Source organism: Kribbella koreensis, assembly GCF_039525325.1.
GTDB classification, from domain to species: Bacteria; Actinomycetota; Actinomycetes; order Propionibacteriales; family Kribbellaceae; genus Kribbella; species Kribbella koreensis.
In genome coordinates, this window is sequence record NZ_BAAAHK010000004.1 from 78,047 (window position 1) to 91,283 (window position 13,237).

Sequence of the window (13,237 nt, forward strand, 5' to 3'; positions counted from 1 at the left end):
CGCGCAGCCGTTCAATGGGCATGAAGCGAATCATCGAGCCCAAGGTCCTGTACTTCGGAACGCCAGTGGTCCTCATCAGCTCGCAGAACCCGGACGGCAGCACCAACCTCGCGCCGATGTCCTCAGCGTGGTGGCTGCACCAGACGGCGATGCTGGGGATGGCCGCTGCGTCGCAGACCGTGCAGAACCTGACCGAGCGGCCGGACTGCATCCTCAACCTGGTCGAGCCGGCCATGGTCGCAGGGCTCGACCGGATCGCGCTGCTGACCGGCTCCCAGCAGATCCCCGAAGCGAAGCGGGCACGCGGTTATCGCTACGTGCCGGACAAGTTCGCGGCGGCCGGCTGGAGCAGGACGCCGGGAACCCTGGTGGACGTGGACGCCGTCGAGGAGAGCCCGATCAACCTCGAGGGGCGGATCGAGGCGATCCACACCGTCGGCGGCCCGGACTCGACGCTGCGGGCGATGGAGATGTCGGTGCGCCGTGTCCACGTGCGGGAGGACCTGCTGATGAACGACGACCGCTACATCGACCCGCTGCGCTGGGAGCCGCTGATCATGAAGTTCACCGAGTACTTCGCCGGTGGCGCACCGGCGTACGAGTCGTCACTGGCTCGCGGCTGGCAGATGCCGGCGCTGCAGGTAGCGTCTGGTGCATGACTGAGGTGAGGCGCCCGCAGCGGCTGCGTAGTGGGGATCGGGTAGCAGTGGTGGCTCCGGCCGGCCCGATGGATGCGGGGCGGCTGGAGAAGGGATCTGCGCACCTGCGGGACTGGGGTCTGGAGATCGACGTCATGCCGGCAGTGCTGACCCGGCATGAGCGGTTCCCCTACCTCGCCGGTGACGATGCTGCGCGCGCAGCGGACTTCCGGGACGCGTGGCTGGACCCCCAGTACGCAGCTGTCTTCTGTGGCCGCGGGGGCTACGGCGTGCAGCGGTTGCTGCAGCATCTGGACTTGGACGAGCTAGCTGGAGTCGACAAGGTACTGGTCGGCTTCAGTGACATCACCGCGTTGCACGAGGCATTCAACGCCCAGGGGCTGGTCACCGTTCACGGCCCGATGGCTGCGGCCGTCGAGCAACTGGGCGCGCTCGAAGGGCGTGAGCGGTTGCATGACCTGCTGTTCGAGCCCGAGTCCGTCAGAGACCTATTGGCGCCTAGAGCCGCCCGAACCGTCGTGGGCGGTACTTCGGAGGGCCGGTTGCTGGGTGGCAACCTGGCGCTGCTGGCCGCCAGCCTGGGTACTCCGACCTCCGTCAGGCCGGACGGCATCGTCGTGCTCGAAGACGTGGGTGAGGACGGCTACCGCGTCGATCGCCTGCTCACCCAGCTGTTGAGGTCCGGCTGGTTCGACCAGGTCACCGGGCTGGTGATCGGCGACTTCAGTGAGGCTGACGATCAGGGACTGGTCGCCGACGTGGTTCGTGAGCGGCTCGAGCCACTCGGCGTACCGATGGTCGAGGGCGCGGCGATCGGGCACGAAGAGGTCAACCTGGCTGTCCCGCTCGGACTGCCGGTTCGCCTCGACGCGGCGGCCGGCACCCTCACGCCACTGCTGCCGGCCTTCAGCTAGACAGGTGCTCTTTGAGAAAGGCGAACGCCTTCGGGTAGGCGTCGAGGCGGTTGGCGCGCTTCGCGAGGCCGTGGCCCTCGTCCGGGTAGACCAACAGCTGACATGGAACGTCTCGCTTGCTGAGCGCCTCGACGATCTGCTCCGCCTCTGACAGCGGCACCCGCGGGTCGTTGGCGCCGTGGATGACGAACAGCGGCGCCCGGATGTCGTCCACCCGGTTGAGCGGGCTCGCCTCCTCCAGGAACTCACGGTCCACCGCCAGTACGCCGTACTCCCGCTCGCGCGCCACCCGTCGATATGACGACGTGTTCTCCAGGAAAGTCACCAGCGAAGCGATCCCGACGACATCCACCCCAGCCGCCCAGCGCTCCGGCTGGAACGCGAGTCCGGCCAGCACCATGTAGCCGCCGTACGACCCGCCCCACAACGCAGTGCGCCGGGGATCGAGGTCGATCGAGGGCAGCCAGTCGTGGATCGCCGCCAGATCCTTCACGGAGTCGAGCCGCAACTCCTTGTCGTCCAGCGAGTACCAACGCTTCCCGTACGCCGCTGAGCCGCGCACGTTGGGCACGATGACCGTGTGGCCCTCGGCGGTCAGCGCCGTGACCACGGGATTCCAGGTGCGCATCGCCATCATCTCGGGGCCACCGTGCACCCACACCACGGCCGAGCCGTCGCTGGTGCCCTCCACGGGCCGGTACACGAAGACAGGGATCTGTTCGCCATCGAAGGAGGTCACCCGATGGCTCTCTGGATGCCTGAGCCCCGGCGGCAGCTCAAGACCAGCAGGGGTCTGGATGGCGTCGACCTCGCCCGTCTCAAGGGTGTAGCGGAACACCGACAGCGGGTCGATCGGCGAGGCGTGGTTGAGCAACGCGTAGCTGCCATCAGCAGACCAGAGTGGGTCCGGAGCCACGATGAGCCGGGCAGCGCAGCCACCGATCGGCAGGTCGAGCTGCGCGATGTACGAGGCGTCCGCCAGCTTGTGCAGCGCCATGGTCACCACACCGTCGTCGGTGGTCCCGACCAAGAGGTGCTCGCCGTCCGGGCAGACCCACCCGGCCAGGTCGTGCTTGTCGTCGACCAGGAGGTCGGTCCAACTCGCAGTACCGACGTCGTACCGGCGTAAGGCCAGCCGGTCGCGCCCTTCATCGCTGGCGACGACGAACCCGGACGAGTCGGGCAGCCACGAGGCACCCTCCTGGTACGTCGGGTCGTCGTACCCAGTGAGCGCAGTGACCGCCTTATCGGCTACATCGACCAGCAAGAGCTGCACCGAGTTGCCAGGGCCGCCGGCGAGCGCGACTACCGCCCAGTGCTCGTCGGGGGACACGTGTGCCGACGACAGATACCCGCCACCGTCGTACAGCGTGGTCTCGTCGCCACTAATCAGGTCGAGCATCACCAGGTCGAAGTCCACCTCGTTGCGGCGGTTCGTGGTGAAGAAAACCCTGCCTGGCTTGGCATCCACGAGGTGATGGAAGTACGCAAGATCATGCGTCAGGGGCGAGAGCACCCCACTGCTGTCGTCCAGATCCAGCAGGGACAGCTGTCCACGCTCATCCCCACCACTGTCGTGCTCAACGACCACCAGCCGGCTCCCCGGCACGAACCGAGCCGCCCGAGCCGTCTCATCCAAGGCGGTCAACGCACGCCAGGAACCGTCCACGGCGACGAGATGGATCTGCCGGACCCCGCTCTCGTCGTACCCGACGAGCAGATTCCCCGCCGGATCCACATCAAAGGCCATCACGGTAGGCAGCGAGAGCAGCGTCGTCAGCACTCCCCAATCCTGGCACGCAGCCAACCACTGTGGTCTGCAACTTCGTGCAAGGTGCTGGGTGAGGGGCTTGATGCCCCTCACCCAGCTAGGTCAGCGTTCGCCGTGCCAGGAGTGCCAGAGAGCCGCGTAGGGGCCTTGGGCTCCTACTAGTTCGTCGTGGCCGCCCAGCTCGACGATCCGGCCGTCCTCGACCACCGCGATTACATCCGCGTCGTGCGCGGTGTGCAGCCGGTGGGCGATCGCGACGACCGTCCTGCCTTCCAGTACTCCGGCCAGCGACCGCTCCAGATGACGGGCCGCACGCGGGTCCATCAACGAGGTCGCCTCGTCCAAGACCAGCGTGTGGGGGTCGGCCAGGACCAGCCGGGCCAGTGCGACCTGCTGTGCCTGTGCCGGAGTCAGCGAGACTCCACCCGACCCGACCTCCGTGTCGAGGCCGTGCTCGAACCCGGCCACCCACGCATGCGCATCGACCGCCCGCAAGGCAGTCCACAGCTCTGCGTCGGCAGCAGCGGGCCGGGCCAGTCGCAGGTTGTCCCGGACGGTACCGACGAACACGTGGTGCTCCTGGTTCACCAGCGCCACGTGGCTCCGCACCTGCTCGGCAGACATCTTGTCCAGCGCCGCCCCACCCAGGGTGATGTCACCCACCCGTGGCGAGTAGATCCCGGCCAGTAGCCGGCCGAGCGTCGATTTCCCTGCTCCTGAAGGGCCTACGAGAGCAACCCGGGCACCGGGCTCGACGGTCAGCGTGACGCCGTGCAGCACGTCGCGGCCTTCCAGGTAACCGAACCGAACCTCGTCAGCCAGCACAGTCCGACCCTCGGGCTCGTCCTGCGCGGCAGCCGTCTCTTCCTCGATCTCTCGCACGCCGACCAGGCGAGCCAGCGATACCTGGGCCACCTGCAGTTCGTCGTACCAGCGGATCATCATGTTGACCGGCTCGACCAGCATCTGGATGTAGAGCGCACCCGTGGTCAGTGCGCCGACGGTGATCCAGCCCTTGATCGACAACCCACCACCGATCACCAGCACCGCGGCCAGCGCGACCGTGTGGGTCATGTTGATCACCGGGAAGAGCACCATCCGCAGGGACAGCGTGTACCGCTCCCAGGCGACCCACTGGCCGATGCGGGTGTCACCCATCTTCACCCGGCGGTTGCCGAGCCGGTGCGACTCGACGGTCCGCCCGGCGTCGACAGTCTCGGCCAGCGCCGAGGCGACGGCCGCATAGCCCGCAGCCTCGGACCGGTACGCCGATGGCGCGCGGCGGAAGTACCAGCGGCCACCGATGATCAGGATCGGCGCGGCGATGACGATCGCCACGGCCAGCTCGGGCGCCGTCACGATCAGGGCGCCGATCAGCAGCCCGGCCCAGATCACCGCGATGGTCAACTGCGGCACCGCATCTCGCATGGCGTGCGAGAGACGGTCCACGTCAGTGGTGATCCGGGACAGCAGGTCACCCGTGCCGGCCCGCTCCAGCACGCCGGGCGGCAGCGCGACGGCACGGACCAGGAAGTCCTCGCGAAGGTCCGCGAGCATCTCCTCACCCAGCACCGCGCCGCGGAGCCGGGTGAGCCGGACGAAGACCGTCTGCACGGCAAGGGCGATGACGAAGCCCAGCACCACATAGGGAAGGTCGACATCGGTCTCACCGAGCGACAGCTTCTCCACCACGTTGCCGAGCAGGTAGGGCCCGACCATGCCGCTCAGCGCCGCCACTGCGTTCACCAGCGTCAGCCAGCCGAAGGCACGCCGGTGCCTGCGGAACAGCGTTTTCAGATAGGCCGACACCGTCGCGGTACCGGCCACCGGCAGGCGAGCCGCCTCCTGCGGGGCTGCCGGGTCGTACTCGGGGCGCTTCACAGCGACTCCTCAAGAGTTGGCTCGTCTTCACGGGTGACCACCGCGCGGTAGCGCGCGTTGGTGTGCAGCAGTTCGTGGTGGGTGCCGACGGCGTCCACCCGGCCGTCCGGCACGAACACGACCCGCTCAGCCCGGTCCAGCATCAGCGGGCTCGAGGTGAACACCACGGTGGTCCGGCCCGACCGGAGGGACCGCAGGCTGTCCGCGATCCGCGCCTCCGTGTGGGCGTCTACGGCACTCGTCGGCTCGTCGAGCACGAGCACCGCGGGATCGACGTACAGGGAACGGGCCAGCGCGACCCGCTGCCGCTGTCCACCTGACAGGGACCGGCCGCGCTCGGTCAGCACGGCTGCCGTGGCATCAGTGCCGCCGTCAGGCAGCGACTGACGCAGTACGTCGAGGATGTCGGCGCACTGAGCCGCATCGAGGGCTGCCTCGACCGACACGGCTCCACTCGCCGGTACGTCGAACAGCTCACGGACGGTGCCTGAGAGCAGTACAGGGTCCTTGTCCTGCACGAGCACTGCGGTCCTTGCGGAGTACAGCGGGAGGTCGTCGAGGGCGACGCCACCCAGCAGGACGGACGGGTCGCCCGGCTCGGCCTCGGGACTGTGACCGCCGAGGCGGTCCGCGAGCAGACCGCCTGCATCCGGGTTGCCACAGACCACGGCCGTGAAGCTCCCGGTCGGCACGGTCAGCCCGGACAACGGGTCGACCAGATCACCGTGCGGCACCTCGGCCTCAGCTGTCCCCTTGCTGTCGTCCATCCGCTGCAGCGACAGCACGCGAGCAGCACGCCGCGCGGACACCTTGGAGAAGATGAACGCGCTCGCCGTCTCCTCGAAGGTGTGCAGCGGAACGAGCATGAAGGTGATGAACCCGTACGTCGTGACGAGCTCGCCGACGCTGATGTGCCCATCGGTGACCAGCCCGACTCCCAGCCAGACGATCAGCACCAGGAACAGCCCGAACAGCAGCACCTGGATGGCCGCGATCAGCGACCACATCCGCGCGCTGCGGACTGCGCTCTGCCTGTACTCCTGGGAGGCCGCCCGGTAGCGGTCGAGGAAGAGCTGCTCACCGCCGATGCCACGCAACACGCGCAGACCGGCCACCGTGTCGGCAGCCAGCTCGGTCGCGCGGCCGCCCTTGGCCCGCTGCGCGTCGGCGCGACGCTCGGCGGGACCCATCAGCGGCACGATCGAGAAAGCCAGGATCGGTACGGCGACCAGCACCACCAGGCCGAGTCGTGGCTCGTAGAAGAGCAGGCCGACGACCACCGCGAAGCAGGTCAGCAACGCGGCCGTGAACCGGCCGAGCACCTCGACGAACCAGCCGATCTTCTCGACGTCACCGCTGCTGACCGCGACCACCTCGCCGGCCGCGATCCGGCGGGTCAGCATCGAGCCCAGTTCAGCAGCCTTGCGGGACAGCAGTTGCTGGAGCCGGGACGCGGTGGCGATCCAGTTGGTGACGACGGCCTTGTGGAAGAACGAGTCGGCGCCCGCCTTCGCGGCACCCATCGCGAGCAGCAACAGGCCGGCCACGAAGAGCTTCGGCCAGGACTTGTCGATCACGGCCTGGACGGCCAGCCCGACCGCGACGGGGGCGGCGGCGATGCCACCGAAGTACAGCAGACCCCAGCAGAGCGCTACGGCCTGACCACGTAGCTGCTGGTGTTCGAGCCAGAGTATGAGACGGAGGCCGGACCGGGTGTCTGGCACACCCGGATCGGCGAACGGAATGAGGCGCAGCGACATGACGTCCCAAAGGAACTAGAGGGGCTTGTTCGGACCTGATCAGGCGAATGGATCCAGACTAGGTGGGCCCGCCGACACTTCGCCAAGGCTTTTCCGGCGGCCGGATCGAGGCGGCTGGAAACGGTTCCGGCGCGGGCGGTGCGGTACTGGGTAGTACAGTCTTCAACGGGTCCGGAGCGAGGGAGACGAGTGCAGGAGCTGAGTCGGCGGCGTCGGTTGCTGGTGCTGGCGATCTGTTGCCTGAGCCTGTTCATCGTGGGCCTCGACTCGACCGTGGTGAATCTCGCGCTGCCGTCGATCCGGTCCGAGCTGAACGCCTCGGTCTCCAAATTGCAGTGGACGATCGATGCCTACACGCTGGTGATCGCCAGCCTGCTGATGCTGTCCGGCTCGACCGCGGACCGGATCGGCCGGCGGCGGACCTTCCAGGCCGGGCTGGTGCTGTTCGGGCTCGGCTCGCTGGCCTGCGGGTTCGCACCGACGGTCGGCCTGCTGATCGCGTTCCGGATGCTGCAGGCGATCGGCGGCTCGATGCTCAACCCGGTCGCGATGTCGATCATCACCAACACCTTCACGGATCCGCGCGAACGCGCCCAGGCGATCGGCGTCTGGGGTGGCGTGGTCGGGCTGAGCATGTCGGTCGGCCCGGTGGTCGGCGGCGCGCTGGTCGACTCGGCCGGCTGGCGGTTCATCTTCTTCGTCAACGTGCCCGTGGTGCTCGTGGCCTTGTTGCTGACCGCGTTCTTCGTCCCCGAGTCGCGGGCGGCGGTCGCGCGCCGGCTCGATCCGGTCGGGCAGTCACTGGTGATCCTGTTCCTGGTCGGGCTGACCTACGGGATCATCGAGGGCCGGTCGGCCGGCTGGGGTTCGCCGCTGATCATCTCGTGCTTCGTCGTCGTGGTGCTGTCGATGGTCGCGCTGGTTCTGTACGAGCGCCGGCGTGAGCAGCCATTGCTCGATCCGCGGTTCTTCCGCAGCGCTCCCTTCTCCGGCGCGACGCTGATCGCGGTGGCCGGGTTCGCCGCGTTGTCTGGCTTCCTGTTCCTGAATTCCCTTTATTTGCAAGAGGTTCGGGGCTTCACCGCGCTGCACGCGGGCCTGCTGACGCTGCCGATGGCCGCGATGACGGTGATCTTCGCCCCGGTCTCCGGCTGGCTCGTCGGTAATCGTGGGCCGCGGCTGCCGCTGGTGGTCGCCGGCACGATGCTCGCCCTGAGTGGGCTGATCCTCGCCCAGTTGACCGCCACCACCGCCGTCCCGTTGCTGCTGCTCGGGTACCTGATCTTCGGCCTCGGCTTCGGCATGCTCAACTCGCCGATCACCAACGCGGCCGTGTCCGGGATGCCTCGCTCGCAGGCCGGTGTCGCCGCGGCGATCGCCTCGACGAGTCGCCAGGTCGGCGCATCGCTGGGGGTCGCGATCGTCGGTACCGTGCTGACCGCCCGATTGACCGGCCCGCTGGAGACCGGCTTCGTCTCGGCGGCCCGGCTGGGGTGGTACATCATCGCGTGTTGCGGCGTACTGGTTCTCGTCTTCGGACTGATCACCAGCGGCCGCTGGGCACGCGCCACAGCGGCCCGCGTCGCCAACCAGATGGAGTCCCCAGCTCGAATTGCTTGACAGGGCGTCGCCGCTCGCCTTCGATCTGTAGTCGAGGCCGACTGGGGGCGACATGCTGCGAGTGATCTTCACCGAAGACGACCTCTCCCAGGTCCGGGTCGCCGCGACTGCCGACCCGCTGTGGGAGATCGCGAACAGTCTCGACCGGCTCCAGACCAGGCGGGGCCGGTGGGCCTACGCGCCCTGGTACCGCGCTGCCTCCGAGACGCTGACCGAGCCTGTACTGCGCAAGCAGGTCACCTCGATGCTCCTGCCGTTGTTCCCCCGGGCCGCGTACTTCCCCGACTTCCTCACCCCGCCGGCCGCGCCTGACGGCCTCGAGGCCGACATCGACGCCATCTTGTCGACCCCGTCCGAACGGGTCACCGATGAACTCAAGACGCTGGCACTGGTCCACCAGGCTCCTTCGTGGGGTCCTCGGCTGGCCGCCGGCGACCTGCGCTCCGACCTCGGTGCCGCCCTGCGGACGTACCACCAGAAAGTGATCGAGCCGCACTCCGACCTGATCTCCGCAGAGCTCGCAGCGGACCGGGCGACCCGAGCTCGCGCGCTGGCCCGGGGCGGCCCCGACCGACTACTGAGCAGCTTCCAACCCCTGATGCGGTGGCGCTCGCCAGTCCTCGAGGTCCGCTACCCCGTCAACCGAACCATCCACCTGGCCGGCCGCGGCCTCCGCCTGGTCCCGTCCTACTTCTGCTGGCAGAACGCCATCACTCTGGCGGACACAGAACTCTCGCCGGTCCTCGTCTACCCGGTACTAGCTGAACCGCCCAACCCCAAGAACGCAGAGGTGACTGCGGCAGCCCTGCTCGGCAAAACCCGCGCTGCCGTACTGCGGTCCACCGCCTCCGGTCTGACCGCCGGAGAGATAGCAGTCCAGGTAGGCATCGGCGCCCCCACCACCAGCCATCACCTGACCGTCCTCCGCGACAGCGGCCTGATCACAACCCACCGCGCCGACAAGACAGTGCTGCACGTCCTCACCCCACTCGGTGCGGCACTACTACGCCAGCGGCCGCGCTAGCCCTCGAACAGGCCGGCCCGGGCGAGCGCCTTCAAGCGGCCGCGCAGGATCTTCTGCCGACGTTCCTCCGCCGGGAAGAGGTCCACGTACTCCGAGCCCTTCGCCGCCAGCAGGTCGTCGTCGAGCCGGCGGACGGTACCGGCCGGGAAGCGATGGGTCATGGCCGCTTGGACGGCATTGCTGTCGATGTCCTGCAGTAGCTCGGTCAGCTGGTCCTCGGTGGTGACGCCGAGCTGGGCCAGGATGCCGAGGATCCACGCGTAGTGGTTCGTCTTCGCGTGCGGGGCGTCCGGGTAGCGCCTGGTCAGGTACGTCGTGAGCGTTGCCGTCGTCAGGTCCATCGGCGCCGCGTCGGGCTCGGCGGCGGCCAGTTCGCGGTACAGCTTGTCGATCTCGGCGAACTCGTTGTCCGCCAGCTCCATCAGCGCGGCGGCGAGCAGGAAGCGCCGGTCGAACTCGGGCTTGCGGTCCGGCGGGATGTCCAGCTTGTAGCGGATGTCGTGCTCGAACTCGGCCCAGGCGTGCTGGACGGCGGTACGGACCTGGATCTCCATCGTCAGGTTCTTCAGCACCGCGTACTCCGGCAGCTCCCGGCGGTGGGCGTTCAGGCGTACCAGGTAGTGCTTGCTCGCGTACCCGAAGGCGCCTTGGGCGCGAGTGTGCGCACCCATGTCAGTGTGCTCGACGATCTCGAACTCCGACTCGATCACCTCGCAGACCCGGTCGACGGCCTCGACCAGGAAGGTGATGATCCGGGCCGCGACCAGGTCAGTGATCTGGTTGAGCGGATCGTCGTACTTCGGTTTGGCGGGATCGTCCGGATGCGGTTTGGAGGCCTTCGCCAGGAACGACTCGGGGTCCTTGGCCCGGGCCGTCGCGCTGAGGTAGTTGATGCCCTCTTCCTCGCCGATCAGCTCGTTGATCAGCGCTTCCAGCTTCCGGGCGCCACCGACGTACTGCTGATGCGTCCGCTCGTACTGCGCAGCCGCCTGCACCGTCCAGTCCTGCAGCTCAGCCCCACCCATGCGCAGACCATAGTGCTGATCGTGGTTCCTAGGCTGCGCTACGCGTGTCTAGCGTTTTCTAGTATTTTCGCTAGATATGGGCAGAAGCTGACAGAACAGCGACACGCGATCGGGTTGACTAGCGAAATCTAAGGAAAACACTAGACAGCCTCATAGAGTGAAATGCATGGATCCGATCCGGAATCCCTATGCGCCCGGCGCCGGCCAGCGCCCGCCCGAGCTGGCCGGACGCGACACCGAGGTGCGGCAGTTCGAGGTAGTACTCGAACGTGTTGCGGCGGGACGGCCGGAGCGTAGCCTGGTGCTGTCGGGGCTGCGCGGGGTCGGCAAGACGGTCCTGCTCAACACGCTGCGGAGCCAGGCGATCAAGCGCGCCTGGGGTACCGGCAAGATCGAGGCGCGGCCGGACCAGAGCATCCGGCTGCCGATCGCGCAGGCGCTGCACACGGCGATGCGGGAGCTCGGGCACCGGCACCGCGACTCCGATCGGGTCGACGAGTTCAGCGCAGTACTGAAGGCCTTTGCGCTGCGTACCGGGCTGAACGATCGCAAGGGCATCCGGTGGCAGCCGCCGGTGGATGTGGTCGCTGCGAAGGGCCGGGCCGACTCGGGCGACCTGGAGATGGACCTGATCGAGCTGTTCGCCGATGCCGCCGACCTGGCCGGCGACCTGTCGGTGGGGGTCGGGCTGTTCATCGACGAGATGCAGGACATCAGCGCCGACGACCTGTCCGCGCTGTGCGCCGCCTGCCACGAGATCAGCCAGCAGAGCGCCGCCCTGGTCGTAGTAGGCGCCGGTCTCCCGCACCTTCCTGCTGTCCTGTCCGCCAGCAAGTCCTACTCCGAACGCCTCTTCCGCTACGTCCGCGTCGACCGCCTGTCCCGCGAGGCCTGCGACCGGGCCCTGATGGTCCCCGCCGAAACCGAGGGCGTCACCTTCGAAGAGGAAGCCCTCGACGAGCTCTACGCCCAGACCGACGGCTACCCGTACTTCGTCCAGGCCTTCGCCCACGCCACCTGGGACCACGCCCCGACCAGCCCCATCACCATCAAGGACGTCGCGGTAGCCGGCCCCGAAGCCTCCGCCGAACTAACGGTCGGCTTCTTCGGCTCCCGCTACGAACGCGCCACCCCCGCCGAACGCGAATATATGCGAGCCATGGCCGAGCTGGGCATCAACGCCGACGACGGTTCAGTCCCCACCGCCGAGGTTGCCACCACCCTCAACCGCAAACCCCAGTCCCTCTCCCCAGCCCGAGACGGCCTCATCAAAAAAGGCCTCGTCTTCTCCGCCGAACGCGGCACAGTAGCCTTCACAGTCCCCCACTTCGGCAAATTCCTCCGCACCCGAACCGCCTAGGAACTTCCTGAAGTCAGGATGCTGAGGTGTCTCGGGGGTATGCGCGGCACGTTGCGGAGAAGGTTGTTCGCAACGGGGTGATCGGGCGGCAGTTGGCGCGGCTGGCGGTGTCGGCTGGGTTCGACGTACCGACGGTGTTGCCGGTGACCTCGGTGTTCGGGAGTTGCGGGCGGCGGATCAGGTCTTCGGGTTTCAGCGGAATACCGAGCGCGCGATCGAGGCGGGGTACCTGTCGGCGAGTGCCGGACGGCGGTGGCTGGAGGGGCTTGCGGAGGGGCCGTTCCTGGCGGCGGTGACCTTGTATGTCGTTGTCGCGGAAGTTGCCCTTTCGTGATGTAACTCGGAGTCGATAGGGTGAGTCGAGATGACTACCGGGCGAAGTGGGCGGCGTTCGGGGAGTGGTGTGCGCCGAGTGAAGTCGGGGCGGCACAGCCGGCGGAAGTCGTACAAGGCGCAGTGGTTCTCGGTGACCGCGCTGGCGGTGCTCGGGGTGGTGATGGTGGTGCATCCTGACGCCACTCAGGAGCGCAATCTGGCCGCGCAGTTCAGTGGCAGTGTGGTTGCGAAGAGCGAGCCGACGCAGGCTCCGGTCGCCAAGCCGACGCATGTGCCGACGCCGACGGCAACGTTCACCACACCGTTGCGGCCGGCACCGACTCTGACCCGGCGGCCCAAGGGGTCCAAGCCGAATGTCACCGTGTCGACCGGGCGTTTGCTGGTGGTGTCCGGGTTCGCGCGGGCGACCGAGCCGCGCAACAAGCTCACCTACCGGGTCGAGATCGAGGACGGGCTGTCCCTCAACGGGGAAAAGGTCGCGGCCGAGATCCACAAGACGCTCACCGACCCGCGCGGCTGGCAGGCGCTCGGGCCGGTACGGTTCGAGCGGACCGACAAGGTCGACGCCGACCTGCGCGTGATCGTCGCGACTCCGACGCTGACCGACAAGCTGTGCCTGCCGCTCGATACCGGCGGCGAGGTCTCCTGCCGGGTCGAGAACCGCGTGGTGCTCAACGCCAAGCGCTGGATGTACGCCGTACCGGCCTACGCCGGCAAGGTCGACCTCTACCGCAGCTATCTGGTCAACCACGAGGTGGGCCACGCGCTCGGCCACGGCCACTCGCTCTGTACCAAGCCGAACACCCCCGCACCGGTGATGATGCAGCAGACCAAGGGCCTGGCCGGCTGCCTCCCCAACGCCTGGCCGACAGTCAAAGCCACCTAGA

10 protein-coding genes are annotated in these 13,237 nt (G+C 67.9%); 6 read left to right on the top strand and 4 right to left on the bottom strand.

Annotated features, from left to right (window positions below):
- Positions 1–20 precede the first annotated feature (20 nt).
- Both ABD116_RS08640 and ABD116_RS08645 read left to right on the top strand, forming a co-directional pair.
- A complete protein-coding gene (locus ABD116_RS08640) occupies positions 21–659 on the top strand; it encodes a flavin reductase family protein (protein WP_343966770.1) in 639 nt (212 codons plus the stop codon).
- Complete coding sequence (locus ABD116_RS08645; RefSeq protein WP_343966773.1) at positions 656–1,573, top strand: S66 peptidase family protein; 918 nt, start codon at positions 656–658, stop codon at positions 1,571–1,573. The genes ABD116_RS08640 and ABD116_RS08645 overlap by 4 nt, the downstream gene beginning before the upstream one ends.
- Here ABD116_RS08645 and ABD116_RS08650 read toward each other — a convergent pair.
- From ABD116_RS08650 to ABD116_RS08660, 3 genes are all read right to left on the bottom strand, one after another.
- The gene (locus tag ABD116_RS08650) at positions 1,566–3,356 is read right to left on the bottom strand and encodes a S9 family peptidase (protein WP_343966775.1); all 1,791 of its coding nucleotides are present in this window, start codon (positions 3,354–3,356) and stop codon (positions 1,566–1,568) included. The genes ABD116_RS08645 and ABD116_RS08650 overlap by 8 nt on opposite strands.
- Positions 3,357–3,446: 90 nt before the next feature.
- On the bottom strand, positions 3,447–5,225 hold the full coding sequence (locus ABD116_RS08655) for an ABC transporter ATP-binding protein (protein WP_343966777.1): 1,779 nt from the start codon (positions 5,223–5,225) through the stop codon (positions 3,447–3,449).
- On the bottom strand, positions 5,222–6,985 hold the full coding sequence (locus tag ABD116_RS08660; protein WP_343966779.1) for an ABC transporter ATP-binding protein: 1,764 nt from the start codon (positions 6,983–6,985) through the stop codon (positions 5,222–5,224). Before ABD116_RS08660 ends, ABD116_RS08655 begins: the two co-directional genes overlap by 4 nt.
- Before the next feature lie 189 nt (positions 6,986–7,174).
- Here ABD116_RS08660 and ABD116_RS08665 point away from each other — a divergent pair, with 189 nt between their 5' ends.
- Entirely contained in the window at positions 7,175–8,605 is a 1,431-nt protein-coding gene (locus tag ABD116_RS08665; RefSeq protein WP_343966781.1) for an MFS transporter, read from the top strand.
- 52 nt (positions 8,606–8,657) lie between these two features.
- On the top strand, positions 8,658–9,629 hold the full coding sequence (locus tag ABD116_RS08670; protein ID WP_343966783.1) for an ArsR/SmtB family transcription factor: 972 nt from the start codon (positions 8,658–8,660) through the stop codon (positions 9,627–9,629).
- On the opposite strand, the gene ABD116_RS08675 is transcribed toward ABD116_RS08670, so the two are convergent.
- Positions 9,626–10,654: a GTP pyrophosphokinase gene (locus ABD116_RS08675; protein WP_343966785.1), complete on the bottom strand. Its 1,029-nt coding sequence runs from the start codon at positions 10,652–10,654 to the stop codon at positions 9,626–9,628. The genes ABD116_RS08670 and ABD116_RS08675 overlap by 4 nt on opposite strands.
- A gap of 166 nt (positions 10,655–10,820) precedes the next feature.
- Between ABD116_RS08675 and ABD116_RS08680 the strand changes: the two genes are divergently transcribed.
- Positions 10,821–12,014, top strand: a complete 1,194-nt coding sequence (locus tag ABD116_RS08680) for an ATP-binding protein (RefSeq protein WP_343966787.1) — start codon at positions 10,821–10,823, stop codon at positions 12,012–12,014.
- A 364-nt stretch (positions 12,015–12,378) separates the two neighbouring features.
- A complete protein-coding gene (locus ABD116_RS08685) occupies positions 12,379–13,236 on the top strand; it encodes a DUF3152 domain-containing protein (protein WP_343966789.1) in 858 nt (285 codons plus the stop codon).
- Position 13,237: the final 1 nt, after the last annotated feature.